This window comes from Nitratireductor luteus, from assembly GCF_026162365.1.
Taxonomy (GTDB): Bacteria; Pseudomonadota; Alphaproteobacteria; order Rhizobiales; family Rhizobiaceae; genus Chelativorans; species Chelativorans luteus.
The window spans coordinates 59,239-84,659 of sequence record NZ_JAOANW010000016.1 but is presented as its reverse complement, the minus strand read 5'-3'; the positions used below and the strand labels follow the sequence as shown (position 1 = coordinate 84,659).

The window sequence follows — 25,421 nt, the reverse complement described above, 5'->3', positions numbered from 1 at the left end:
CCTTCCTGTCTCCGGTGTTCAAGCCTCGCGCAAGCCACGGCAGCTAGGCATAGGTCGACTGAACTCAACCGAGGGCACTCCGTGAGCATTCTGATTGGTCTGATCGTCACATTTGGCTGCGTCATAGGCGGCTTCATGGCCATGGGCGGTCACGTGGACGTACTGGTGCAGCCGTGGGAGTTCGTCATCATCTGCGGCGCGGCGATCGGCACCTTTCTGGTCGCCAATCCAATGGGGGTGGTCAAGGACACCGGCACGGCCAGTCTCGAAGCCTTCAGGCAGAAAGTGCCCAAGCAGACCGAGTATCTGGAAACGCTGGGCGTGCTGCATGCTCTCATGCGCGAATTGCGGGCGAAGTCCCGCAGCGAGGTCGAGGCGCATATCGACAATCCGGAGGAATCGGCGATTTTCCAGGCGTTTCCCACGGTGCTTGCCAATAAGGATCTGACGCATTTCATCTGCGACTATTGCCGCATCATCATTATCGGCAATGCGCGCCCCTTCGAGATCGAGGCGCTGATGGATGAGGAAATCCAGACCATCCGCCGCGACAAGCTCAAGCCCTACCACGCGCTCCAGGGCATGGCCGACGGCCTGCCCGCGCTCGGCATCGTTGCCGCCGTCCTCGGCGTCATCAAGGCCATGGGTGCGCTCGACCAGTCACCGGAAATCCTGGGCGCGCTGGTGGGTGCGGCACTTGTCGGAACTTTCGTAGGCATCTTCATGTCCTATGCGGTCGTCGGACCGATCGCGACCAAGATCAAGATCGTGCGGGAGAAGAACAACCGGCTCTACGTCATCGTGAAGCAGACACTGCTCGCCTACATGAACGGCTCGCTGCCGCAGGTTGCGCTCGAATTCGGCCGCAAGACGATCTCCGCCTATGACCGCCCGTCGATCGACGCGGTGGAGCAGAGCACCATGAATCCCGGCGCTGCCGCCGGCGGCATTGAAAAGAAGGCGGCTTGACGGGATCATGACGCTGGGCGCTGACAATCCGGAGCTGATGCGAAAGCTGATCGTGGAGCGGCTGGTGGGCGCCACCGGCGATCCCCGGCACGTCGCGGAAGCGGCCAAGGCGACCTCCATGCGCGCTCTTCCGGTCTTGGCGGACATGTTTCGCGACAAGTTCGTTTCTCCCGTCATGCTCGATGTCGGCGACATCGACGTCGTGCGGCTCGCCGAGCTGAAGCCGGAACGCGAAGCGTTCGATGCGATCGTCGTCGTGCCTGGGGACCGGTCTCGCGATGCCCTGACCATGTGCCTCGATGGGCAAGCGCTTTCGCTGCTGGTGGGGGCGTATTTCGGTGGCGATCCCGATATTCCGCCGCCACCGCTGACGCGTCCGCCGTCGCGGATCGAACTCGATGTCGCCACCATGGTCTTTGAGGCGTTCGCGCAGGCCATCAACGGCACGGGAGCGCGCGCGCTGGGCCTGCGGCTGCCCATTCCGCGGCCGTTTTCCGGGCCAACAGATTTCAAGCGTTTCGTCGTGCGCGACGGCCCCGGCGTGCGCGTCAGTTTCACGCTTGGCGTCGGCGACGAGGTGGGAGAACTGACGGCCTGGTTCCCGCAGAGGGTGATCCTGGAGACGCGCGTGGTTGCAAAGCCCGATCCGATAATGGAGCAGGCAAGAGCAGTCGAGTGGCATCATCGTTTCAGCGAGGAAGTAAAACGCTCGAACGTCGAGATGGAAGCGACCATTCCATTGGCGCGCATGCCGCTTCGCGCGTTGGCCGATCTTCAGGTGGGGCAGATCCTAGAGCTTGGCGAGACGGCGCAAACCGAAACGAAACTCTCGGTGCGCGGGCGCACCGTGTTCGTCTGCGAATTCGGCAAGTTGGGCAAGCATTACACAGTGCGGATCCGGCAACCCTTCGATGCAAGACAGGAAGTCATAGACGGGCTGATGGTCGGTTGACGCTGGCCTTCCCGACAGGAGCGAAAGAAAATGACGAAGAACGATCCGGCGGGCGAACAGGGCAATGACGAGCAGCTCAACCAGGCGATCGAGGAATTGCGGGGCGTTCTCCACGACGGTGGGCAGAGAGCGGACACACCGCATGGCGGTCCTGCCAATGCCGACCTGGTCATGGGCATTCCCGTTGATGTGCAGATCGTGCTGGGCAGCGCCGAGATGCCGGTTTCCGAATTGATGGCCTTGCAGAAGGGATCAACCGTCTCTTTGGATCGGCGCATCGGCGAGCCGGTCGATGTCGTCGTCAACGGGCGGCGCATCGCGCGCGGCGAAATTACCCTTCTGGAAAGCGATCCCAGCAGGTTCGGCGTCAAGCTGACCGAGATCGCGGGCTAATCCGGTTGCGTAGCGACTTATCGGGGGAAGAGCGTTCATGAACCAGCCATTGAAGCTGACCCAGGCGCAGAAAGCTGCGGCCATTCTGGTTGCCATGGGAAAGCCGTCAGCAGGCAGGCTCCTGAAGTTCTTCAAACAGGAAGAGCTCAAGGCGCTGATTGAGGCTGCCCGGCTGTTGCGAAGCATTCCGCAGGCGGAGCTTGAAAAGGTCGTGCGCGAGTTCGAGCACGAGTTCACTGTGGGCGCGGGCCTGCTGGATTCGGCCGACAGCATGGACACTATCTTGACCGAATCGCTTTCGCCCGAAGAGGTCAACATCCTGCTTGGCCGAAGTGAGGCGCCGCCACCCAGCCTGGAGGAAGTATGGGCTGAGCTCGAGAAGATCGACGCGGAGCGGCTTTCGCAAATCCTGCGGGGCGAGCACGACCAGACCGTGGCGGTCATCATGACCAACCTTGCGCCGCAGGCGGCCTCGCGCGTCCTCGTGCTGCTCGACAAGGGACAGCGGGGTGCCGTGGTGCGCCGCATGGCGACGATGGGCCAGTTGCCACTTGCCGCCAAGCAAATGATCGAGAAGCGGATCGCAGAGATCCTGCGGGCAGAAGCCAATGGCAAGGATGCGTCTGCCGGGCACGCCCGCGTGGCCAGCGTGCTTAACGAGCTCGACAAAGAGCAGGTGGATGAGGTGATGGAGGAGTTGCGCGCCACGGGCTCGGACGATGTGGATGCGATCCGCTCGCGGCTGTTCACGTTCGAGGAACTCGTTACCCTGTCGCAAAAGGCGCGTGTGGCGCTGTTCGACGGTCTTCCGACCGACCAGGTGACGCTCGCTTTGCGCGGCGCGCCGAAGGATCTTGTCGAGGCGGTTCTTTCCGCCCTGGGCGCACGGTCGAGGCGCATGATCGAGTCCGAGCTGGCAGGTGGCGATGACAATGTCCTGGCGGAGGATGTCGGCCGCGCACGCCGCCGCATCGCATCGACCGCGGTCCAACTTGCCCAAGCTGGAAAAATCGAACTTCAACCTTCCCAGGAAGCCGCCTGAGAATCGGGCCAGACCGGCTGATCCGCGGGGAGATTTGAATGGCCGAGAAGCCGGACAAGGAAAGCAAAACCGAAGAGGCGACCGAGAAGAAGATCCGCGATTCCGTGGACAAGGGCCAGCTTCCCTTTTCCAAGGAAGCGCCGGCGCTGGCTTCCTTCCTCGCCATCCTGGTGTTTGCGATCTTCTTCGCGCAGGACAGCGCCGTGCGGCTCGCCGGTTTTCTCGCCATTTTCCTGGAGCGCGCCGACGGGTGGTCGCTGGAGACGCAGACGGACGCGATCGCGCTCTATCGCATCGTGTTCCTGGAGATTTCCAAGGTCGTGGGCACGCTGATGGCGCTTCTTATCGCCGCCGGGATTTCCGCATCCGTGCTGCAGAATGTGCCGCGCTTCGTGCTCGACCGGATCCAGCCGAAGATGTCGCGCATATCGCTCAAGGAAGGCTGGACACGCCTGTTCGGAGCGAAGGGCATGGTGGAGTTCGCCAAATCTCTGGGAAAGATGATGATCGCCGGCGCCTTCGTCATCTTTACCCTGCAAGACGCCCAGCCGCGGATGCTTGCCGGCATGGTCACCCACCCATTTGCATTCACCCTGACCATCCGCGAGATTTTCATTCAGATACTAACCGCGATTACGCTTGTGATGGTGGTGATCGCCGTCGCCGACATCCTGTGGTCGCGCTTCAACTGGCGGCAGGACTTGCGCATGACCCGCCAGGAAGTGAAGGATGAGCAGAAGCAGACTGACGGCGATCCGCTGGTGAAGGCCCGCATGCGCTCGCTTGCCCGCGACCGGACGCGCCAGCGGATGATGTCGGCTGTGCCCCAGGCGACGCTCGTCATCGCCAACCCCACGCATTTCGCCATCGCCATGCGCTATGACCGCGACAAGGATGCGGCACCCGTAGTGGTGGCCAAGGGGCAGGATCTTATCGCCCTGCGCATCCGCGTGATCGCTGAAGCCAACGGCGTGCCCGTTTTCGAGGAACCGGCGCTGGCCCGTTCCATGTACAAACAAGTTTCGGTCGATAGCATCATACCGTCACAGTTCTACAAGGCGGTCGCGGAGTTGGTGCGGCGTGTCTACCAGGCTGGGCGGAAGCCACGACCTAATACCAATTCCATGCTTGAGGCGACATAAGATGGACCGGCAGCCTTTTTCTGTCACACGCGAAATCATCGTTGCGAACGCCATCCAGGACGTGGCCAGCGAATTGCGGCTCATCGAACTGGCGGATTACATTGCCTTTATCCGGCTGGAGAGCATGGCGAATATTGCCGACATCGTGGAATCGGCGGCCGAATTGTTCTTCATGCCAGGCACGTTGCTGCTGCGGCACGGCTGCGAGGCGCACGTGACGTGGACGGATAGCCCGCGCATAGCGCTCGACCTGGAACTGCGGCCGGAAGGCGCCACCATCTATTTCACGCTATCGCTCACTGCCTTCAAGGCGGGCGTGGAGGTCAACTATGTAGCCTTCCAGAACCCGTCGGACGATCCCGAGCTCAATTCGGCCTTCCTCAAGGAAACCCTTGAGAATGCGCGTATACGCAAGTCGTTTCCTTCTAGCCGCTCGGCATGACGGCGCCGGTGTTGTCAAACCGGTAGAGGCGCGCGCTGTCTGGGCTGGCAAACAGGGTTTCGTCGGGCACGAATTTGTGCTCGCCGAAGAGCCGGACGGTCAGGAACCCCGCCTTCTCGCAGTCCATGTAGACGATCGTGTCGGCGCCCAGATGCTCGACATGCAGAACTGTTCCTTTGAGGTCGCCCCGGCTGCGGTCCACGGTGATGTGTTCGGGGCGCACGCCGACCGTCCTGGCTCCGGACTGGCCGAGCAACGCGGCGTCGATGAAGTTCATTCTGGGCGAGCCTATGAAGCCGGCGACGAACATGTTCTGCGGGTTGTTGTAGAGCTCCATCGGCGAGCCGATCTGCTCGACCCGCCCTTCGTTCAGGATGACGATGCGGTCGCCCAGCGTCATAGCCTCCACCTGATCGTGCGTGACGTAGATCATGGTGGCGTTCAGCTTGCGGTGTAGCTTGGCGATCTCGATGCGGGTGTTCACGCGCAGCGCGGCATCGAGATTGGACAAGGGCTCGTCGAAGAGGAAAAGCCTCGGATTGCGCACGACGGCACGGCCGATGGCGACGCGCTGGCGCTGGCCGCCCGACAGTTCGGCCGGCCGGCGGTCGAGATAGTCGTCAAGGCCCAGCATCCTGGATGCCGTGGCGATGCGCTCGGCGATCGCATCCTTCGGCCGTCCCGCCTGCTTGAGGCCGAGGCCCATATTGTCGCGCACGGTGAGATGCGGATAGAGCGCATAGCTCTGGAAGACCATCGCTATGCCGCGCTTTGCCGGCGGGACGGTATCGACCTCGTCGCCGTCGATCGAGACAGAACCGGCGGACGCATCCTCAAGGCCCGCTATGACGCGCAGCAGCGTCGACTTCCCGCAACCCGACGGCCCGACGAAGATCACGAACTCGCCGTCTTCGACTTCCAGGTCGATGCCCTTGAGGACTTCCACCTGGCCGAAGGACTTGCGGATATTTTCCAGTTTCAGCGAACCCAATTGACGACCCTCAAAGCCTGATTGCGCGACCGGTGCGCACGCTTTCGTCCGCCGCAAGGCAGACCTTCAGCGATTGGACCGCGTCTTCCATGTGCCGGGACAGATCGACGTCCTCCCGGATCGCCTTCAGCACGAAGGCCTGTTCCCGTTCGCACAGTTCCTGGTGCCCCGGCTCGCCCTCCATGCGCATGAGCTCGTCCGGTTCGGCAAAGCTGCCGTCGGGCTTGCGCGCGGCCTTGTGCAGGCGGATCGTGGCCGTCTTGGTGTGCGTGTCGATGTCGTCGGATTTGGCCCCTTCGTCCATGACGATGGAGACGCTGCCTTTCGGCGACATGATGTCCTTAACGAAAAAGGCGGTTTCGGAGATCATCGGGCCCCATCCAGCCTCGTACCAGCCGACAGAGCCGTCTTCGAACAGCACCTGCAGATGGCCGTAATTATACATGTCGGGCGCAATCTCGTCGGAAAGCCGAAGCCCCATGCCGCGCACCTCCACCGGCTTCGCGTCGGCGATCTGGCACATGACATCGACATAATGCACCCCGCAGTCGACGATGGGCGAGGTGGTCTGCATCAGTTGCCGGTGGGTGTTCCAGGTCGGACCGCTCGATTGCTGGTTGAGGTTCATACGGAAGACATAGGGACCTCCGAGAGCCCGCGCCTCGGCGATGAGCTTCTGCCATGACGGGTGATGGCGCAGGATATAGCCGATGACGAGCTTGCGGCCATTGGCTTTTGCCGCGGCCACCACGCGTTCGGCGTCCTTCACGGTCGTTGCCAGCGGCTTTTCCACGAAGACGTGGGCGCCCGCTTCCATCGCGGCGACCGCATAGCCGGCATGGCTGTCGGAGTATGTGTTGACCGAAACCACATCCGGCTTTTCCGCGGCCAGCGCTTCCTCGAAGGAATGGCCGATTGCGTAGCCAGCCAGTTCGCCACCCAGCTCTACCGGCGAGCGGTTGACGAGGGCGGCGATCTGGAAACCAGGATTGCGGTGATAGGCCAGCGCGTGGCTGCGGCCCATATTGCCGAGGCCGGCCACCACGACGCGCAGCGGCTTGTCGCTCATTTGACGGCTCCTGCTGTGATCCCGCGGATGAGTTGGCGGGAGAAGATGAGATAGAGAACGAGCACCGGCAGAATGGCCAGCGACAGGGCCGCCAGCACCGCATTCCAGTTGGTCACGAACTGGCCGATGAAGACCTGTGCGCCGAGCGTGATCGTCTTGGTCTCCTCCGACGGAGCCAGGATCAGCGGAAACCATAGATCGTTCCATATGGGGATCATGGTGAACACGGCGACGGTCGCCATGGCCGGCCGCACCAGCGGCAGCACGAGCCGGAAAAAGATCGTGTATTCGGACAGCCCGTCTATGCGGCCGGCGTTCTTGAGGTCGTCGGAGACCTGTTTCATGAACTCCGACAGGATGAAGATGGCGAGCGGCAGGCCTTGCGCCGAGTACACGAGCACGAGCGCGGTCAGCGTGTTGACGAGGCCGCCTGCCACCATAAGCTGCAATATGGCGACGGTGCCGAGCCGGATCGGGATCATGATGCCGAGCGCGAGGTAGAGCCCCATCAGCGGATTGCCGCGGAAACGGTATTCGGCAAGCGCGAAAGCGGCCATCGCGCCGAAAAGAAGGACACAGGCGAGCGAAGCCACGGTGACAATGAAGCTGTTCTGGAAATAGAGCAGGAAGTCACCCTGCTTCAGCACGGTCTCGAAGCCGATGAGCGTGAAGCTCTCGGCGTCGGGCAGCGACAAGGGAGAGCGGAAGATCGCCTGCCGCGACTTGAAGGCGTTGATGATGATCACGATCACCGGGAAAAGCGCGATGGCCGTATAGAGCAGCAGCACGCCATGGGCGGCGGCCGAGCGGGGGAGGGATGTGCGTGCCTTGCTCATGACGATTTCAAAACCGGCTCAAAACTGGTAGCGGCGCAGCCGCGTCTGGATCATGAAGAGGTAGATGCAGACGCCGACCAGGATGATGAGGAACATCATCGAGGCGATCGCCGCGCCCATGTTCGGGTCGCCGATCTGCAACTGGAACCCGAAGAAGGTCCGGTAGAGGAACGTGCCCAGGATGTCGGTCGAGAAGTTGGGCCCGGCCATGGCGCCCTGGGTGGCGTAGATCAGGTCGAAGGCGTTGAAATTGCCGACGAAGGTCAGCACCGAGATGATGCCGATGGAGGGCAGGATGAGCGGCAGCTTGATCTTCCAGAACTGGCTCATGCCGGTGATGCCGTCGCATTCGGCCGCCTCCAGCAGCTCCTCGGGAATGGAAAGAAGCGCGGCGTAGATCAGCATCATCGGAATGCCGATGAACTGCCAGACCGAGATCAGGCCGAGCGTCGTCAGCGCATATTCCTCCTTGCCGAGCCACGGCTCGAACAGGCTCCTGAGGCCGACCATGTCGAGCAGGCTGGGCGCCACGCCCCATAACGGGCTGAGGATCAGCTTCCAGGCGAAGCCGACAATGACGAAGGAAAGGATCGTCGGCACGAAGATCGCCGTGCGGTAGAAGCCGCGCAGCCGCAGACGGGGATTGGAAAGGAGGGCGGCCAGGAGGATGCCGATCGGGTTCTGCACTGCCATGTGGATGATGAAGAACCAGGTATTGTTCCACAGCGCGTTCCAGAAGCTGGCCGACCAGCGCGGGTCGAACAGGAGCGTGCGGAAATTGTCGAAGCCGACGAAGATCAGCCCGCTTTCGCCGCGGCCGAACAGCGAAAGCTGCAGCGTGCCGAAGAGTGGCAGGATCATCACCGACGTGTAGATCAGGACGGCCGGAGCCAGAAAAACGGCAATATGCCAGCGGACCGGCTTCTTAGCGGCTGCCATGGTTCCCCCGATTGTTCAAATCGGGGGCCGCGCCTGGCGGCCCCCAATCGATCGTCCGCTATTGCTGCGGCTCGTACCAGCTTGCCAGGCCTTCCTGCAGGCGCTTGGCCGCTTCCTCGGGCGTTTCGGTGCCGTTGATCACATTGGCGGCCGCGACCCAGGTCTCGTTTTCGAGATTGGGCGTTCCGCGCGACAGGATCTGGTATGTCGAGCGGATGGTCGGCTCGCACTTCTCGCGCCAGGAAACGAATTCCTTGGCCAGCGGGTCTTCCATCTCGACCGGGGTGGAAGAGAGGCTGAAGAAGCCCGGCAGCGCATTGGCGTAGATCGTGGCGAATTCGTCCGAGGCGACCCAGTTGAGGAAGGTCCTGGCTTCCTCGGGATGCTCCGTATCGGCGTTCATGCCCATCGCGATGTCGGTGTGGTCGGAGATGTAGCAGGTGTCGCCTTCGGCCTGAACCGGCGGCGGGAAAGCGCCCATCTCGAAATCTGCCTGCTCGTTGAAGACGGAGATTTCCCACGAACCGGCGGGATAAATCGCCGCGCGGCCGAGCGTGAACAGGTTCTGGCTGTCGGGATAGGACTGGGCCTCGAAGCCGTCGCCCAGGTAGTCCCGCCAGCGCGCCAGCGTTTCATAAGGCGCGACCCATGGCTCGTCGGTCAGCTTCTGCTCGCCCTTGATGAGCGCCAGCCGGCCTTCCTCGCCTTTCCAGTAGTTGGGGCCGATATTCTGGTAGCCCATGGTCGCCGCTTCCCAGAGATCCTTGGTGCCCATGGCCATCGGGATATAGGTGCCGTCTTCCTTGATCTTGTCGAGCACGGCGAAAAATTCTTCCTCGGTGGTCGGCGGCTCGATGCCGATTTCCTCGAAGGCGTCCTTATTGTAGATGAAGCCGTGGATGACCGAGGCCATCGGGACGCAGAAGGTGGCGGAACCATCGTCGGTCTGCCAGGCCGACTTGGCGACGTCGGAGAAGTTCTGCATGCCTTCAAGGTCGCTGAGGTCGGCAAGCTGACCCTTCTTGTAGAGTTCCAGCGACGCGTCGAACGGCCGGCAGGTGATGAGGTCGCCGGCCGAGCCCGCCTCGAGCTTGGCGTTGAGCGCGGCGTTGTATTCGGTCGGCGCCGAAGGCGAGAACTCCACGTTGATGCCCGGATGCTGGGCTTCGAAGGCGGGGATCAGTTTCTCCTGCCAGATCGCCAGGTCGTCGTTGCGCCAGCTCTCGATGGTCAGCGTCACGTCCTGGGCCTGGGCCGCGCCGGACATGCCGAGCACGGTGGAGGCCATGAGTAGAATCGATAGATGCGCCCGTTTCATTCTTCATTCTCCCAATTAGGCGTCTGGGACGCCCGTTCCCGTCTGAAACCGTCCCGTGACAGGGAAGTGGACATGTCGTTCAGCGTATACCCTGGCAGTCAAAATACAATTGGCGGAACGTGCCCTCTGGCCCTTCGCCCGGACTGTCGGCTATGTTCTTTTCCCGCTGACGATTTTCCCCCGCTCCCGGCGCGAATGGCTGGCGCCTATTCAGGTCATTGGACAGAACCAAGTCAATACCATTTTTTCTGGAGAATCCAGACTGAAATTTTTATTAATGATAAACAGTGCTTTGGTTTGAAGGCAGCAGGACGGCATCTCGCAGTGGCCTGCTACTGGTATCTATACGAGCTGCATGGAGGAAGATTTGCGGCACCTGGTGGCGGTAGACGGGGGAGGGACGGGATGCCGCGCGCGCATCGCCGATCCCTCGGGGGCCGTGATCGGCAGCGGCCAAAGCGGGCCTGCCAATGCAATGACGGATCCCGACAGGGCTGCCCTCAACGTGATCGAAGCAGCCGAACTGGCCGCCGGGGCGGCGGGCCTCGCGCCCGATGCGCTGTCGGATGCGAAAGCGGTGGTCGGGCTGGCCGGGGTCAATGTCGGCGATTACGGCGAACGGCTTCGCCGCCGTCTGCCATTCGCCGAGAGCGTGGTGCTCTGGGATGCGGAGATCGCGGTTCGCGGCGCGCTGGGCCCGCATAACGGTGCGGTGGCGATCGTCGGCACCGGCTCGGTCTTCGGTGCACGCGACGGCGATGCGGTGCGCCTTGTCGGCGGATGGGGCTTTCTCATCGGCGACCAGGCGAGCGGGGCACGGCTCGGCCGTGCCCTTCTGGAGCACACGCTCCTCGCCCATGACGGCGTGGGCTCCGGCTCCGCGCTGACCGATGCGGTCCTGAAGCGTTTCGATGGCGAGGCGCGGGAGATCGTCTCCTTCGCGCATTCTGTCAAACCTTCCGAATTCGCGGCCTTCGCCCCGCAGATATTCCAGGCGGCGGCGGCCGGCGATCCGATAGCGCTCGAAATCGTCGGTGAAGGTGTGGCCGCCATCGAGGCGTCGCTTAGGGCGGTGATGCCGCGCGATTGCCGCCGCATATGCATGCTGGGCGGCCTTGCCGCACCCTACACGCCATTTCTGGCCGACAGCCTCAAGGCCATGCTGTATCCCGCGCAAGGCAGCGCGGTGGATGGCGCGATGGCAATTGCAGTGGAGCGGTTTGCCGGCGCATCGAGCGCGGCCCGGTCTTGAGCTGCGCCCTTACCCGAGCATCCGCATCAGGTGGATCGCCTGCGCACCCCATTCTATGCCCGCCTCTCGTATCGCCCGCAGGCGCTGCGGCACGGGCAAGGTGACCGGGAGCGGAAGATCGCTCCCGCCGATCCTGCCGCCGATATGTTGGGCCAGGACCTTGCCGAACGCCGTGCCCGGCGCGATGCCCCGGCCATTATAGCCGCTGAAGCCGACGATGCGGCGGTCGAGGCGATGGAACTTCGGGAGGTGATCGTCGGTCATGCCGATCATGCCGTGCCATCCCTGATGGAAGCCGACATCTTTCAGCATGGGAAACATGCGCGTCATGGCGCGCCGCGCCCAGGCCTGATGAACGGATCTGCCCGTGCCCGAAAGTGCGCCGACGCTGCCAAGCACCAGGCGGCCGCTCTGGTCGAGGCGGAAGGAGGTGAGCACCTTGTTCGTGTCCCACGCGCCTTGCTTTTCGGGCAGGATGGCGGAAAACGCCTCCGGCGGCAGCGGTTCGGTGGCGAACTGGAAGTAGGGCAGGTGCACGAGTTCCTCGCGCAATTGCGGCCAGAGACGGGTGGTATAGGCGTTCGTGGCAGCGATGACCCAGTCGGCCGTAACGCTGCCACCCGGCGTGACGGCGCGCCAACGGTTCCCATCTTCCTCCACCCGCTCGACCGGCGAATGGGTGAATATTTCAGCGCCTGTCTGCAATGCTGTCGCCGCCAGTCCGCGCGCATAGGCCAGCGGCTGGATCGTGCCGGCGCGTTCGTCGAGCAGCGCGCCGGAGAAGACGTCCGTTCCCGTCTTGTCGGCGGTTTCACGCGACGAAAGCAGGCGCACGGGTGCGCCGCGGCGCCGCCATTGTTCGGCACGGGTTTCAAGCTGGCGCAGACCGCCGCTGCCAACGGCGCAGTGGAGCGTGCCGGTATTCACCGCTTCGCAGGCCATGCCGTGCTTTTCCACAAGACCATAAACCAGCTTCGGTGCATCGCCCAGAAGTTCCAGCAGGCGTTCGCCATAAGGTTCGCCGAGCGTCGCCGGCAGGTCATCGGGAAGGACCCACATGCCGGCATTGACCAGGCCTACGTTCCGTCCCGACCCGCCATGGCCGATCTCGCGGGCTTCGAGCACCACCACTTTCGCGCCTGCTTCCGCCAGATGCAAAGCTGCTGAAAGGCCGGTGAAACCACCGCCGACGATCACAACATCGGCTTGCAGGTTGCCCGCCAGAGAGGCGGTTTGTGGCGCCGCGGGGGCGGTGGCATCCCAAAGGCCGTTAGCGGCTTGTTCGAGCTTCGTCATGCAGGCTCCGGCGTGGAAGGAATTGCGGCGGGTTCCGTTTCTTCAACAGAGCGCCGGCCACAACGTCAAGAGACGCGTGTAAGGAAGCCCGGCGGCAAATGGTTTTCCATTTATCCGTGGCCCTTGTATTAGGAAAGGCAGTGCCAATTGCCGAGCGTTTGGGAAATGTGTTGCTGTCGGCGACGAGCGTGACGTAAAGGATTTCCGATCGTGGCCCAGTCGACCTATTCCATCGCCGGTGTGAAATCGGTCTTTCCAGGACTGCTGGTTTGCCTCGTCATTGCCGCCGCCGCGCAATTCCTGGCGGATCACTATGGCGCACCACAAATGCTGTTCGCCCTACTCATCGGCATGGCGGTGCACTTTCTCGCCGATGACGTGAAGACGGCACCGGGGATCGGATTTGCGTCGAGCACGGTGCTGCGTATCGGCGTCGCGCTTCTGGGGCTGCGCATCACGCTCGATCAGATTTCCGGTCTTGGCGCGTTCGCCGTCGTGTGGGTGGCGCTCGGCGTTCTCGCCACCATCCTCTTCGGCTATGCGCTCGGCCGTTTCACGCGCGCCGGCAGCCGGCTCGGCGTCTTGAGCGGCGCCTCGGTGGGTATATGCGGCGCTTCCGCCGCGCTGGCCGTGGCGGCGATCATGCCGCGCGACAAGGATCAGGAGCGCAACACGATATTTGTCGTGATCACCGTTACCACGCTTTCCACCATATCCATGATTGCCTATCCGATCCTGGCGCAGGCCCTGGGCCTGTCGGACAACGAGGCGGGGTTGTTCCTCGGCGGCACGATCCACGATGTGGCGCAGGTGGTGGGGGCCGGCTACTCGGTTTCGGAGGAGACAGGCAATGTCTCGACGGTGGTCAAGCTGTTTCGCGTCGTGCTGCTGGTTCCCGTGGTGCTGGTGCTGGGATTTGTCTGGCGACAGGGCGAGGGCGTTGCGGCCGGCGCCGGCAAATTGCCGCGCGTGCCGCTGCCAAGCTTCGTCACCGGCTTCATTGCGCTGGTGCTCGTCAACAGCTTCATGCCGCTGCCCGAAGCCGTGAACGCCGTCCTGGTCGACGCATCGCGCTGGTGCCTGGTTACGGCCATCGCCGCACTGGGCATCAAGACCTCGCTGCAATCGCTAGGGGAGGTTGGGTTTCTGCCGGTCCTGATGATTGTGCTCGAGACGGTGCTGCTCGCTGCATGGGTGCTGGCGGGCCTTGCCTATCTTGGCTGAGGCGAGGGGCAACAGCCAATCAGCACAGTTGCGGGCTACCGGGTCGGGAGACGGCGCGAACGGAATATGCACCGCCCGACGCCCGCTCGACGGCCTCTGTCGCCTCCTGCCCGCATGCATAGAAGGTGCGCCCGCAAGCGCGGAAGACGATCGCCGCCTCACTGCAAGTCGCAGGAGCCGCGTCGAAAGCATAGAAAGCCGACAGGCGATAGTTTTTCTTGAAGATCGATATCTCGAACTTTTCCGCCGACGATGCGGCGGTAGTCAGGAAAAGCGCCAGACAAGCCAACAGCAGTCTCATACAACCCGTTCCTTCGGCTCGACCCGTGCTGTGTTGTGAACCTGCGGCTATATATAGGAGATTTTCGCCATTGCACGCATTTTCCTATGGGCGCTGTGCTGGCAGCGGCTATGGAAGCACATCTTTTACCCCCGATTTATCCACGGTCTTCCGGGCGGCGGTATTCTTCCTCCTGCGCAACTCAAGCAGGATAGCTGACCATGCAGAACTCTCCCTCTCTTTCACTCCCCTACATACTTCCATCGCAGGCTCAGAAGCACGTGACCCACAATGAGGCGGTGCGGATGCTCGATGCGCTGGTGCAGGCGAACGCCGCCAGCGATACGTTGGCGGCGCCGCCGGCCGAGCCGGCCGAAGGCGAAGCCTATATCGTGGCCGGCCCGGCTTCGGGCGCATGGGCCGGGCGGGAAGGTGATCTGGCTGCCTATCAGGATGGGGCGTGGGCTTTCTTCGCGCCCTCGGCGGGCTGGCGCGTTTGGGTGCAGGACGCGGCGCGACTGCGCGTTTTCGACGGTTCGGCGTGGATCGATATTTTCGAGCGGGTGGAGATGCTGGGAATTTCGGCCGATGCCGATGCAACCAACCGGCTTGCCGTTTCCTCGCCGTCGACGCTGCTTAACAATGCCGGCGCCGGTCATCAACTCAAGATCAACAAGAACGCGGCCGGCGATACCGCCAGCCTCCTGTTCCAGACCGGCTGGTCCGGCCGGGCCGAGATGGGAACTGCCGGCAGCGACGATTTTTCGGTGAAGGTGAGCCCGGACGGCGCGGCTTGGGGCACGGCGTTGGCCGTTCACGCCGACAGCTCGGTTCGTTTCCCCGGCATAGGAACGACCGCGAACGCGGCCAACGCCTATCTCGACAGCGCCGATGGCCTCAGCCTTCTGCGGGTGACGTCGAGCGCCCGCTACAAGACGGACGTCCAGGCGCTGGAGATATCGCGGGCAATGGCGCTGATGGGGGTCAAGCCCGTGCGTTACCGCTCGCTGGCCGCTTCCGACAATCCGGGCTGGAGCTGGTACGGCTTCATCGCGGAGGAGGTGGCGGGGATCGACCCGCGCATGGTGCATTGGGGCTATGGGCCGGACGATTACGAGACGATCGAAACCACGGACAAGGACGGTGGGCTGAGGCCGGGCGCGGAGTTGAAACCGCAAAGCGTGGCCTATGACCGTTTCGCGGTGATCCACCATGCCGTGCTCGATCATGTGCTGCAAAGGCTCGATGCCCTTGAAGGCGTTGCCGCTTCACAGCCGGGGGCATGATTGCTGCAGGGGGCGGGCTTCGGCCCGCTCCCTGCTGTCCGGCTTTTGGAGGGGAAAGGAGCCGTTGACTCTCGGTTTCTCCTGAGTCTTAATAGAACAAAATAGGAACATAGCCATGGATGCGAGACGCCATATCCATGCGCTGCGGAAGGTTATCGATGCCGTCCAACCCGCCGTGCCCGCAAGCGCGGAGAGCCGGTTTGCGCTTGGCGCGAACGGGCCGGACAGGGCGTTGGGCGGCGGGCTTCAACGCGGCGCGTTGCACGAGATTATCGCTGCCGGCCAGCCCGATGCGGCTGCGGCGGCGGGGTTTTGCGCGGGCCTGTGCATAAGCGCCACCCGGCGGGCCCCTGGCGCCGGCGCCAGGGCACCGGCTGCGGCGCGCCGGCACGGGGTTGTGTGGATCAGGCAAGTCTATGGCGAGATGGAATCCGGCAAGCTTTATCCGCATGGCCTGCGCGAAATGGGCATGCCGCCGGGCCGGCTCATCCATATCCGGCTCAAGGATGCGACCGAGATCCTGCGTGCCGGCATGGAGGCGATCGGCTGCAAGGCGCTGGGCGCGGTGGTCGTCGAAATACCGGGCAGCCCGAAGATACTCGACCTGACTGCCACGCGCCGATTGTCGCTGGCAGCGGAAAAAAGCGGCGTGCCGCTGTTTCTCCTGCGGATTTGCCCGCAGGCGGAAGGGAGCGCGGCGACGACCCGGTGGCAAATCCGTTCCGCCCCCTCGCGCGCCCTTGAAGCCAACGCCCCGGGCCTGGCGGCCTTCGACATCACGCTTTTGCGCCACCGCGCCGGACCGGCCGGCCAGCGCTGGCGACTGGAGTGGGACCGTGACGCACAGCTTTTCAGGGAACCGGCGCTATCTCGCCCTGTGGTTTCCCTATCTCCCGACCGACCGGCTGCATCGTCTGGCAAGGAAGAATGGCGCCGGGCCGGGTGAACGGCCGACGGTGGTGACGACGCGCCACAACAATGCGATGCGGGTGGCCGCCGTGGACCGCCGTGCGGCATTGCTTGGATTGAAGGCGGGCCTTGCGCTGGCGGATGCCCGCGCGCGGGTGCCGGATATCGACGCCCACGAACACCAGCCGGAGGCGGATCAGGCCCTTCTTGCCCATGTCGCCGACTGGTGCGATCGCTATACGCCCGTGGTCGCCGAGGATTTGCCGGATGGCCTGACGCTGGAGATTTCCGGATCGACCCATCTTTTCGGAGGCGAGGCCGCGCTGATGGCCGATCTGCGCGGCCGCCTGAAAGGCTTCGGCCTTTCGGTCCGGACGGTGATCGCCAGCACCACGGATTGCGCCCGCACCCTGGCGCGCTTCGGCGGGCAGGGCCTTGTCGCCAGGGGAGAGGAAAAACGGGCTTGCGCGTCTCTTCCCGTCGGCGCTCTGCAACTCGATCAGGACAGGATGGTCGCCCTGCGGCGCGCCGGCCTTGCCAGGATCGCCGATCTGGCTGAACGTCCCCGCAAGCCGCTGGCCGCCCGCTTCGGCGTCGACATGATCGAGCGGCTTTCCGGCATTCTGGGAGAGGTCGACCGTCCCCTTTCGCCCCGCCGCCCGATACCAGAATTCAGCGCCGAGCAGCGCTTTGCCGATCCCATCGGGCTTGCCGAAGACATCGGCGCCGCTTTCGACGCACTTTCGCGCGACCTGTGCGAGACCCTTGAGAAATATGGAAAGGGCGGGCGCCGGTTCGAGGCGGTCTTCTTCCGCGCCGATGGGGCGACCCGGCGCATCCAGGCGCTTTCGGGGCGTCCCCTGCGCGACCGGACGGCGCTCAAGCGTCTCTTCACGACGCGCCTCGAAGCGCTGGCCGATCCGCTCGATCCCGGTTTCGGCTTCGACATGATAAGGCTGTCGGCATTCGGGATGGAGGCGGCCGCGCCGGCGCAGGTCCATTTCGAACGCGAGCACGCCGAAGAGGAGGCGGTCGCCGATCTCATCGACAGGCTGACGGCGCGCTACGGACCCGCTGCGGTCGAGTGTTTCCTGCCGGAAGAAAGTCATGTTCCCGAACGCGCCGCGCGCCATGTGCCGGCGATTTCCGCTATGCCGTGGAAAAGCGGATGGCCCGAGGCTTTACCCGGCGAGCCGCCGCTGCGCCCGCTCCTGATGCTCTGCCCCGCCCAGCTGGTCGAGACGGTGGCCATGGTGCCCGACGGTCCGCCGCTCAGGTTTCGCTGGCGCCGGGTGCTGCACGAGATCGCCCGCGCGGAAGGGCCCGAGCGCATCGCGCCGGAATGGTGGCGGAAGGAGCCGGGCCAGACCCGCGACTACTACCGTGTCGAGGATACGCAGGGCCATCGCTTCTGGCTGTTTCGCTGCGGCCTTTACGGGCGGGAGGCCGGAGAAATCCGCTGGTATATCCATGGGTTGTTCGCATGAAGGGCTATGGCGAACTGGCCGCGGCGACGAATTTCTCCTTCCTGCGCGGGGCTTCGCATCCGCAGGAGATGGTGCTGGCGGCGCTGCTTCTGGGCCATACCGGCATCGGCATTGCGGACCGGAATACGGTGGCCGGCGTGGTCCGGGCCTATGGCGCGCTCGAGGATCTGAAGGGCGGGGAACTGCCCGCGGAAAAGATGCGCGAAGGCTCGGGTCCCGGCGAATATGTCTGGATCGAGCATCCGGACAGCGAGGCCTTTCCGTTCACGCTGGAGGCGGTGCGGGAGAGGGCCCGCCGGTTCAAGCTTGCCGTCGGCGCCCGCCTCGTCTTTTGCGACGGCACGCCGGATATCCTTGCCTATCCGGAAAACAGGGAAGGATGGGCAACGCTCTGCCGTCTTTTGACGCTCGGCAATCTTCGGGCGGAGAAGGCGGATTGCATCCTGCGCCTCGACGATCTTCTTTCCCATTGCCGCTCGCTGCTGCTTGCCGTCATGCCGGAGCTGGACATCGAGGGCATGGGCGGGCTCCTGAAAAGCATGGGAGACGCGGCGCCGGGCGCGGTTTGGCTTGCCGCGCCGATGCTTCACCAAGGTGGCGACCGGCGGCGGCTGGCGCGGCTGAAGGCGGTTGCGGGATCGGCCGGCGTGCCGCTTCTGGCCGTCAACGACGCGCTCTACCACGCTGCCGAGCAGCGCGATCTCCAGGACATCCTTACCTGCATTCGGGAGGGAACAACCATCGAAAGCGCCGGCCGGCTCCTTCTTGCCAATGCCGAACGCCATCTCAAGACGCCCGAGGAAATGGTCCGGCTTTTCCGCGATTGTCCCGAAGCGATCGCGGAGACGCAATATCTGATGCAGCGCCTCGATTTTTCGCTGGGCGAACTCAAATACGAGTATCCGGACGAGCCGATACCCCCCGGCCGGACACCGGAGGACTGGCTTGAGGAACTGACCTGGCGGCGGGCGGAGATGCGCTATCCGCAAGGCATTCCCGACAAGGTGAGGCGGCTCCTGAAGGAAGAACTCGCCCTCATCGGCAAGCTTGAATATGCGCGCTATTTCCTCACGATCTACGACATCGTCCAGTTTGCCGAAAACAACGGGATTCTATGCCAGGGGCGCGGCTCGGCGGCCAATTCGGCGGTGTGCTATGCGCTCGGCATCACCGCCGTCGATCCGGCCAAGCACGAGCTTCTTTTTGCCCGCTTCATTTCCGACGAGCGCAAGGAGCCGCCCGATATCGACATCGATTTCGAGCACGAGCGGCGCGAGGAGGTGATTCAGTATATCTATCGCCGTTACGGCCGGCACCGAGCCGGCATCGCCGCCACCGTCATTCATTACCGGCCCAAGAGCGCCATCCGCGAGGTCGGCAAGGCGCTGGGGCTGAGCGAGGACGTGACGGCGCGGATCGCCGGCACCGTATGGGGAAGCTGGGGGAGCGATACGCTGCCGGACAACCGTATCAGCGAGGCAGGGCTCGACCCCGCCAACCCGGCCATCCGCCGGGCGGCGGATTTCGCCGCAAGGCTTCTTGGCTTTCCCCGCCATCTTTCCCAGCATGTCGGCGGCTTCGTGCTGGCGCGCGGCAGGCTCGACGAGATGGTGCCGATCGGCAATGCCGCCATGGAAGAGCGCACCTTCATCGAGTGGGACAAGGACGATATCGACCGGCTCGGCATGATGAAGGTGGATGTCCTGGCGCTCGGCATGCTGACCTGCATCCGCAAGGCGTTCGACCTGATCGAGGCCCATTACGGCCAGTCGCTCGATCTTGCCACGGTCGAGCAGGAAGACGGGGAAGTCTATCGGATGCTGCAGCGCGGCGATTCCATCGGCGTCTTCCAGGTGGAAAGCCGGGCCCAGATCAACATGCTGCCGCGCCTGAAACCGGAAACTTTCTACGATCTGGTCATCCAGGTGGCGATCGTGCGGCCCGGCCCCATCCAGGGCGATATGGTTCATCCCTATCTGCGCCGGCGGGATGGGGAAGAACTGGATTATCCTTCGCCCGCGCCACCGCATGACCCGGACGAGTTGCGCAATGTCCTGATACGGACGCTGGGCGTTCCCCTGTTCCAGGAGCAGGCAATGAAGATCGCCATGGTGGCAGCGGAGTTTTCCGACGCGGAAGCCAATCAGCTTCGAAAGGCGATGGCCACCTTCCGCAACAACGGCACCATCGGAAAATTCGAGAAGATGATGGTGGAGCGGATGGTCCAGCGCGGCTACAAGCGCGAGTTCGCCGAACGCTGCTTCAATCAGATCAAGGGTTTCGGCGAATACGGCTTTCCCGAAAGCCACGCCGCATCCTTCGCCAAGCTCGTCTATGTCTCGGCCTGGATCAAGTGTCATCATCCGGAGGTCTTTGCCTGCGCGCTCCTGAATTCCCAGCCCATGGGATTTTATGCGCCCGCCCAGATCGTCCGCGACGCGCGGGAGCATGATGCCGAGGTGCGGGCGGTCGACATCAATGAAAGCGCCCTCGACAATACGCTGGAGCCGCGCGGCGGCGGGCCTTGCGCATTGCGCCTCGGCTTCCGGCAGATCGACGGGTTCCACGACGACTGGGCCGGCAAGCTGACCGCCTTGCGGGGCGGCGGCTATGAAAGCGTCGAGGATCTGTGGCGCCGCACCCGCCTGCCGCACCGGGCGCTGCGGCTTCTGGCGGATGCCGATGCGATGCGGTCCGTCGGGCTCGACCGGCGGGAGGCGCTTTGGCAGGTCAGGCGCCTGCCCGACGACGCGCCGCTGCCGCTTTTTGCCGCCGCCGACGAGCGGGAATTGGCGAGGGAAGAAGATGTGAGACTGCCCGACATGGCGCTGTCGGAGCATGTGGTCGCCGATTACCAGACGATCCGGCTTTCGCTGAAGGCCCATCCGATGCAGTTCCTGCGGTCGTTTTTCGAGCGCGAGGGCATCGTCAGTTGCGCGGGCCTGTCGGCTCTTCCCGATGGCGCCTGGGCGCGTGTCGCGGGCATCGTCCTGGTGCGCCAGCGGCCGGGCAACGGCAAGGCCATCTTCATGACGCTGGAGGATGAGACGGGCATTGCCAACGCGCTCATCTGGGCGCGCCGTTTCGAGCGTTTTCGCCGGCCGATCATGTCTGCGCGGCTGGCGCTGGTGGAAGGACGGGTGCAAAAAAGCAAGCAAAACGTGGTGCACCTGATGGCAACCGCCGTCCATGACCGGACGGGCGAGCTCGACCGGCTGTCGGCCGTCGATGCTGACGAGGCGCCAAGTTCCCAGACGGCGTCCCGCCATGGCCACCCGCGCAATGTGCGCATCATGCCGAAATCTCGGGATTTTCATTGAGAAAGAGAGGCGTGAGACGTGATGCGTTTGTCCTGGCGATCAGGACTCGTGGGACCAATCGGAGAAGTTGAGCAACTGCGCTACGCCACCGTGGCCGGTGACGCCCCCGGCCAGAACCAGCTCCGCTGCCTTGAGCGCCCCGGCGAGGAGGCGCACCGTCGGCGCCGGCCCCAGTGCCTCCAGCGGCATTCCCATCTGCCCCTTGCCGGGCGCGCGGGGCGGCCAGACCTCAAGCCCGAAATAGTGCGCTGCCTTGCGGTCGATGTCTCCCCAATATTGGATGATGGTAGCGTTGGGAGCGGCCTCGGCGATGCGTCCGAGGTCGCGGATGCCGAGGCTCGGTTGATCGGTTGGCCGTTGCGCCAGCACGATGGCGTCCCAGGAATGCGTGAACATCGTGCTTGGATTGGGGAATACGACCACCTTTACTCCGGCCGCCTGCATGCCCTCCTCGAGGTTGCGGGCCAAGGGGTTGCCGCAGATGAGCGCAACAGTGGCGCCGACAATCGCAACGCCGGCAGCTTCGAGAAGCTTGAGACACAGGGCGGGCTGATAGTCGGCGCCACCGATCGCGGGACGGGACTCGTTGACGGCGGAGATGGGAACCTGATGTTCCTGGCACGCCATGATATCTATCTCCCCCTTCAACAGCATCCACGCCTCATGCATCGTCGCTATGACCGACGGCCGGGGCAGCCGCTCGATGATCGAGCGTGTAACGGGCCCCGTGGGGCCGCTGCTGACGAGAAGGTTTGTGCTGCGGCAGGTCAGGTGGTCGATCCGCTCGCTGACCCTGAGGCCGGCATGGACTCCGGCAAGCGATGCCAGCGACAGGGTGGTATCGGCCGCTTCCTCGGCGGAATGATACCGGTTAGAGGGACGTGTGATGGCCGTCACACTGGCTGCTCCCGCGAGAAGTGCGAGCGTTGCCATGGCCGCCTGGTATCCTCTCGTTGCCGGAGCCACAACGTGCAGCCCGGAGAGATTCAATGCAAAGTTGTCGACGTTTCTCCGGATGAGCGACAGGACCCGAGGCATGTCAGCTCGTGCGATCGCTCTTTGGGAATTGCCAGCGTACCACATTGCGTATTCATGCTCTGTTCGCACATGCTTGCGTTGGGTCATTTTTCGCATCTGCTGCTCGAACACAGAGTCCATCATTGTGCGACGGTTTTTTTGAAAGAAATGAGGAGATATGTAGTCACGAAACCGAATGGCACTCGCCCGTCTGCAGAATCCGATTTGCATGTCGGGAGGACAATTCATAGAGCCGCATTCGATTGATGCAGCCAGTATATCGGACGAAGATTCCGGCGCATAGGTATTAGCACCTCATCTGGTGAGTGTATGGGGGCACTTGGCCTAGTCAATTTGATGCGTTTCTGGCTGTGCCCTGGGTGAAGGAAGGTAGCCCTGGTCGCGGTTTCGCCATCTTCCCGATAACCGCGTCTTTCTTGCCGAGCAGGCTTCACTTGCGGACAATTCGGGGAGATTGATAATCTGCAACCTCTCCGAATGGCGCCAGCGTTCGCGCCGATCGTGCGCTTCAGCCTCACTATCTCCTTCCCCTCACCGATGGGGGCGAGGTTTTTGGCTAATCTCATCAAGGTTTTGCGCCCGACCACGGAGCACCTGTCGCCGAAGGGAATCAGTTCAGTAAGTGGTTGCTAGTAGAGGTAATAAGTCAACTTTTGCGCGATTCTGTTTCGTGAAGAAGTCGAGACTGAACGGTGAAATATCGAGCACACCATGGGCATCCAATTCTACAGTTTCATGGCTACTCGTTTTGCACGAGACTCTACCACCTTGGGACAGATGCCTAACGAAATTTGTATGTGCTATATTGGGCACGTACTCATCTTAGTAGTTGGCAAAGATTGATCTGGAACCGGGGCATGCGGAGTGAGTCCTCCGCCAAAAAGCAGAAACGGAAGTTCGGGAGAGCCGCAAATATCGCGAGTTGCGGCTGCGCTGATTAGTACTGGCGTGTGAATAACCAGTCAGGGGAGTGGTGCAATGGAACTCAGGAGCGCGACTGCACAAGATTCAGGCCTCAAGCGGGTAACGAATTTACCAGGGGCGTTCGCGAAAGCCGGAAAGTACAAAACAGAGAGCGTTTCCGGTCAGGAGGTAGTGCGCGATCTTGTCCTCCTGATCGACCCCCGTGTGCTCGACCGGGAGTGTCTGGCGCACAGCCTGAGTGCCCAGAATCCGGCCATGGATGTCGTCGCGGTCGGGTCCGCAGAAGAGTGGCAGGAGAGCGGCGACCCGCGGGAACCGTCAGCGGTGCTCTTTATCGTCGGTAGCAGGAAGATCGCGGATCCGGCGGTCAGCGGGGAGATACACGACCTTGCTGAGGAGTTCGAAGACAAGCCCGTCGTTGTACTCGCCGATACGGATGATCTCGGGCAGATTCTGAAGGCGCTCGATTGCGGGGCGCGGGGCTACATTCCCAGCAGTGTGAGTATTGACGTGGCGGTGGGGGCAATCCTCTTGGCGCGTGCGGGCGGGGCGTTCGTGCCTGCCAGCGGCGTTCTCGCCATGCGCGACGCCATCAACTCGACGTCCAATCGCGCGGCCAGGCTTGGCAGTCTTTTCACGGGGCGCGAGGCGGAGGTCGCCGAGGCATTGCAGCGCGGAAAGGCAAACAAGATTATCGCCTATGAACTGCAGCTCTGCGAAAGTACGGTCAAGGTCCATATCCGCAACATCATGAAAAAGCTGAATGCGACCAACCGCACCGAGGTTGCCTACAAGATCAGAGAAATGATGCCCTGACCCACGGGCGTGGCGTCTGCCGTATGGACTGGCGCTTTTCCATGCGCCAGCATAATCGCCGGCTGTAGTTGACTCCGTATCATGGTACGGAGTCTATACTCCGTACCATGAGACCAACTCCTCAAGCGTCGATGACTATCGGAGTGCTGGCCGAGGCGGCCGGTGTCGGGGTTGAGACCGTGCGTTTTTACGAGCGCAAGGGCCTGATCGCGCAACCTCGGAAGCCGCAACGGGGCTTTCGGTATTACGCTCCTGAAACGGTGGAGCGCATCAGATTCATTCGGCAAGCCCAGGAACTGGGCTTCACGTTGCGGGAGACCAGGGAACTGCTCTCCTTGCGCACCGCCCCCGGTGCCGACTGCGCGGCCGTACGCGCGCAGGCACAAGCCAAACTCGATGACGTGATGGAGAAAACCCGTCGCCTCGAAGCCATCTGCCAGGCGCTGCAAACCCTGATAGCGGCATGTCCCGGCAAGGGACCCACGGTCGCTTGCACCATCCTCGATGCTTTCGGCAGCCAGGGCTCGCAAGGCGCGCCGCAGCAGGTAAAAGTCAGGCGCAAGCAAACGAAGGCGCAACCAAGCGGTTCGATGAAAACGCTCGTTCTGTCCATTTCGGGAATGCACTGTGCCGGCTGTACCGAGACGGTCAAGTCGCTGCTCGAACTTGAGGAGGGCGTTCAAACGGCCGCACTGTCACTTGAGGAAGCAAAGGCGCGTATTCTGTACGATTCCACTGTGACGGAACCCGGACGGCTGGTGAAAGTCGTCGAGCGCGCCGGATATTCGGCGTCGACGCCTGCCGAATGACGGCACCCGAACTTCTGAACCTCGTTGTGCTGCCGATCGGGCTTGGCCTGTTCGGCTTCATCGAGCCATGCTCCATCGGCTCGACGTTGGTGTTTCTCAAGGTTTTGGAAGGGCGCGACGGCGCATCGAAGGTTCTACAGGTCTGCATCTTCATGGTCACACGCGCGTTTGTCATCGGCTTGCTCGGCATGTTAGCCGTCGTGGCGGGCGCTGCTTTCCTTCCGCTCCAAAAGGCGGGCTGGCTTCTGCTTGGCTGGCTCTATGCGGGCATCGGCATCGTCTATTTGACGGGCCGCGCCGGAATGTTCATGACGACGCTGGGGCCGCGCCTGTCCTGGATTTCCGGGAAAGGCGGGTCGGCCGGCCTCGGGGTTCTTTTCGGGCTGAACATTCCGGCTTGCGCGGCTCCGCTTCTGTTCGTTCTGTTAGGCACGGCGGCAGTCGGCGGTGCTGGCGGCAATCCGAGGTACGGTTTCCTTTCGCTCGGCCTTTTCGGTTTGGCGCTATCGCTGCCGATCGCGGCGGCGGTGATCGTGCCGGAGGCACGGCGCCTGCTCGACCGTGTCGCGGGCCTGTCGCGCCGCCTGCCTTTCTGGACCGGCGTGCTCATGGTCCTGCTTGGCGCCTGGTCTATCTGGTTCGGCCTGTTCGTTACGCTCCAGCCCACCACCTGATACGACCGAAAGG

General features: G+C 63.1%; 23 protein-coding genes. 15 read left to right on the top strand and 8 right to left on the bottom strand.

What is annotated here, in order from left to right; genetic code table 11:
* Positions 1 to 81 precede the first annotated feature (81 nt).
* Genes motA through N1058_RS20300 form a run of 6 tightly spaced genes read left to right on the top strand, consistent with a single transcriptional unit; the run spans position 82 to position 4,940 of the window.
* Positions 82 to 969 carry a flagellar motor stator protein MotA gene (motA, locus tag N1058_RS20325; RefSeq protein WP_265519426.1) on the top strand — a complete coding sequence of 296 codons (888 nt, stop codon included), beginning with the start codon at positions 82 to 84 and terminating at the stop codon, positions 967 to 969.
* A 7-nt stretch (positions 970 to 976) separates the two neighbouring features.
* Positions 977 to 1,921, top strand: a complete 945-nt coding sequence (locus tag N1058_RS20320) for a FliM/FliN family flagellar motor switch protein (protein WP_265519425.1) — start codon at positions 977 to 979, stop codon at positions 1,919 to 1,921.
* A gap of 30 nt (positions 1,922 to 1,951) precedes the next feature.
* Entirely contained in the window at positions 1,952 to 2,314 is a 363-nt protein-coding gene (gene fliN / locus N1058_RS20315; protein WP_265519424.1) for a flagellar motor switch protein FliN, read from the top strand.
* Between the two features lie 37 nt (positions 2,315 to 2,351).
* The gene (locus tag N1058_RS20310; RefSeq protein ID WP_265519423.1) at positions 2,352 to 3,356 is read left to right on the top strand and encodes a flagellar motor switch protein FliG; all 1,005 of its coding nucleotides are present in this window, start codon (positions 2,352 to 2,354) and stop codon (positions 3,354 to 3,356) included.
* Between the two features lie 38 nt (positions 3,357 to 3,394).
* Entirely contained in the window at positions 3,395 to 4,498 is a 1,104-nt protein-coding gene (gene flhB, locus N1058_RS20305) for a flagellar biosynthesis protein FlhB (protein WP_265519422.1), read from the top strand.
* A 1-nt stretch (position 4,499) separates the two neighbouring features.
* On the top strand, positions 4,500 to 4,940 hold the full coding sequence (locus tag N1058_RS20300; protein ID WP_265519421.1) for a hypothetical protein: 441 nt from the start codon (positions 4,500 to 4,502) through the stop codon (positions 4,938 to 4,940).
* Here N1058_RS20300 and N1058_RS20295 read toward each other — a convergent pair.
* The 5 genes from N1058_RS20295 to N1058_RS20275 are packed head-to-tail and all read right to left on the bottom strand — an operon-like array spanning position 4,924 to position 10,093.
* Positions 4,924 to 5,931, bottom strand: a complete 1,008-nt coding sequence (locus tag N1058_RS20295) for an ABC transporter ATP-binding protein (RefSeq protein WP_265519420.1) — start codon at positions 5,929 to 5,931, stop codon at positions 4,924 to 4,926. The two genes, N1058_RS20300 and N1058_RS20295, sit on opposite strands and share 17 nt — an antisense overlap.
* A gap of 10 nt (positions 5,932 to 5,941) precedes the next feature.
* Complete coding sequence (locus N1058_RS20290; protein ID WP_265519419.1) at positions 5,942 to 7,000, bottom strand: Gfo/Idh/MocA family protein; 1,059 nt, start codon at positions 6,998 to 7,000, stop codon at positions 5,942 to 5,944.
* Positions 6,997 to 7,836: a carbohydrate ABC transporter permease gene (locus tag N1058_RS20285; protein WP_265519418.1), complete on the bottom strand. Its 840-nt coding sequence runs from the start codon at positions 7,834 to 7,836 to the stop codon at positions 6,997 to 6,999. Before N1058_RS20285 ends, N1058_RS20290 begins: the two co-directional genes overlap by 4 nt.
* A gap of 18 nt (positions 7,837 to 7,854) precedes the next feature.
* Positions 7,855 to 8,775 carry a carbohydrate ABC transporter permease gene (locus tag N1058_RS20280; protein WP_265519417.1) on the bottom strand — a complete coding sequence of 307 codons (921 nt, stop codon included), beginning with the start codon at positions 8,773 to 8,775 and terminating at the stop codon, positions 7,855 to 7,857.
* 58 nt (positions 8,776 to 8,833) lie between these two features.
* Positions 8,834 to 10,093, bottom strand: a complete 1,260-nt coding sequence (locus N1058_RS20275; protein ID WP_265519416.1) for an ABC transporter substrate-binding protein — start codon at positions 10,091 to 10,093, stop codon at positions 8,834 to 8,836.
* A 367-nt stretch (positions 10,094 to 10,460) separates the two neighbouring features.
* Between N1058_RS20275 and N1058_RS20270 the strand changes: the two genes are divergently transcribed.
* Positions 10,461 to 11,345 (top strand): glucosamine kinase nucleotide-binding domain-containing protein, encoded by an 885-nt coding sequence (locus N1058_RS20270; RefSeq protein ID WP_265519415.1) that lies wholly within the window; start codon positions 10,461 to 10,463, stop codon positions 11,343 to 11,345.
* A gap of 9 nt (positions 11,346 to 11,354) precedes the next feature.
* Here N1058_RS20270 and N1058_RS20265 read toward each other — a convergent pair whose 3' ends face one another.
* Positions 11,355 to 12,641, bottom strand: a complete 1,287-nt coding sequence (locus tag N1058_RS20265) for an NAD(P)/FAD-dependent oxidoreductase (RefSeq protein ID WP_265519414.1) — start codon at positions 12,639 to 12,641, stop codon at positions 11,355 to 11,357.
* 210 nt (positions 12,642 to 12,851) lie between these two features.
* Here N1058_RS20265 and N1058_RS20260 point away from each other — a divergent pair, with 210 nt between their 5' ends.
* Positions 12,852 to 13,865, top strand: coding sequence for a YeiH family protein (locus tag N1058_RS20260; RefSeq protein ID WP_265519413.1), 1,014 nt, complete (start codon positions 12,852 to 12,854; stop codon positions 13,863 to 13,865).
* Positions 13,866 to 13,884: 19 nt separating this feature from the next.
* Here the strand turns inward: N1058_RS20260 and N1058_RS20255 are convergent, their stop codons facing one another.
* Positions 13,885 to 14,166 carry a hypothetical protein gene (locus tag N1058_RS20255; protein ID WP_265519412.1) on the bottom strand — a complete coding sequence of 94 codons (282 nt, stop codon included), beginning with the start codon at positions 14,164 to 14,166 and terminating at the stop codon, positions 13,885 to 13,887.
* Between the two features lie 200 nt (positions 14,167 to 14,366).
* Between N1058_RS20255 and N1058_RS24290 the strand changes: the two genes are divergently transcribed.
* The 4 genes from N1058_RS24290 (at position 14,367) to N1058_RS20235 (ending at position 21,147) form a co-directional block, all read left to right on the top strand.
* Positions 14,367 to 15,431 (top strand): DUF2793 domain-containing protein, encoded by a 1,065-nt coding sequence (locus tag N1058_RS24290; protein WP_265519411.1) that lies wholly within the window; start codon positions 14,367 to 14,369, stop codon positions 15,429 to 15,431.
* Positions 15,432 to 15,546: 115 nt separating this feature from the next.
* Positions 15,547 to 16,377 carry an ImuA family protein gene (locus tag N1058_RS20245; protein ID WP_265519410.1) on the top strand — a complete coding sequence of 277 codons (831 nt, stop codon included), beginning with the start codon at positions 15,547 to 15,549 and terminating at the stop codon, positions 16,375 to 16,377.
* Positions 16,268 to 17,827: a Y-family DNA polymerase gene (locus N1058_RS20240; protein ID WP_265519409.1), complete on the top strand. Its 1,560-nt coding sequence runs from the start codon at positions 16,268 to 16,270 to the stop codon at positions 17,825 to 17,827. Before N1058_RS20245 ends, N1058_RS20240 begins: the two co-directional genes overlap by 110 nt.
* Complete coding sequence (locus N1058_RS20235; protein WP_265519408.1) at positions 17,824 to 21,147, top strand: error-prone DNA polymerase; 3,324 nt, start codon at positions 17,824 to 17,826, stop codon at positions 21,145 to 21,147. Before N1058_RS20240 ends, N1058_RS20235 begins: the two co-directional genes overlap by 4 nt.
* 39 nt (positions 21,148 to 21,186) lie before the next feature.
* Here the strand turns inward: N1058_RS20235 and N1058_RS20230 are convergent, their stop codons facing one another.
* Positions 21,187 to 22,080 carry a hypothetical protein gene (locus tag N1058_RS20230; protein ID WP_265519407.1) on the bottom strand — a complete coding sequence of 298 codons (894 nt, stop codon included), beginning with the start codon at positions 22,078 to 22,080 and terminating at the stop codon, positions 21,187 to 21,189.
* A 1,083-nt stretch (positions 22,081 to 23,163) separates the two neighbouring features.
* Here N1058_RS20230 and N1058_RS20225 point away from each other — a divergent pair.
* The 3 genes from N1058_RS20225 (at position 23,164) to N1058_RS20215 (ending at position 25,408) form a co-directional block, all read left to right on the top strand.
* A complete protein-coding gene (locus N1058_RS20225) occupies positions 23,164 to 23,925 on the top strand; it encodes a response regulator transcription factor (protein ID WP_265519406.1) in 762 nt (253 codons plus the stop codon).
* Between the two features lie 131 nt (positions 23,926 to 24,056).
* A complete protein-coding gene (locus N1058_RS20220) occupies positions 24,057 to 24,734 on the top strand; it encodes a MerR family transcriptional regulator (protein ID WP_265519405.1) in 678 nt (225 codons plus the stop codon).
* Positions 24,731 to 25,408 (top strand): hypothetical protein, encoded by a 678-nt coding sequence (locus tag N1058_RS20215; protein ID WP_265519404.1) that lies wholly within the window; start codon positions 24,731 to 24,733, stop codon positions 25,406 to 25,408. Before N1058_RS20220 ends, N1058_RS20215 begins: the two co-directional genes overlap by 4 nt.
* Positions 25,409 to 25,421 lie beyond the last annotated feature (13 nt).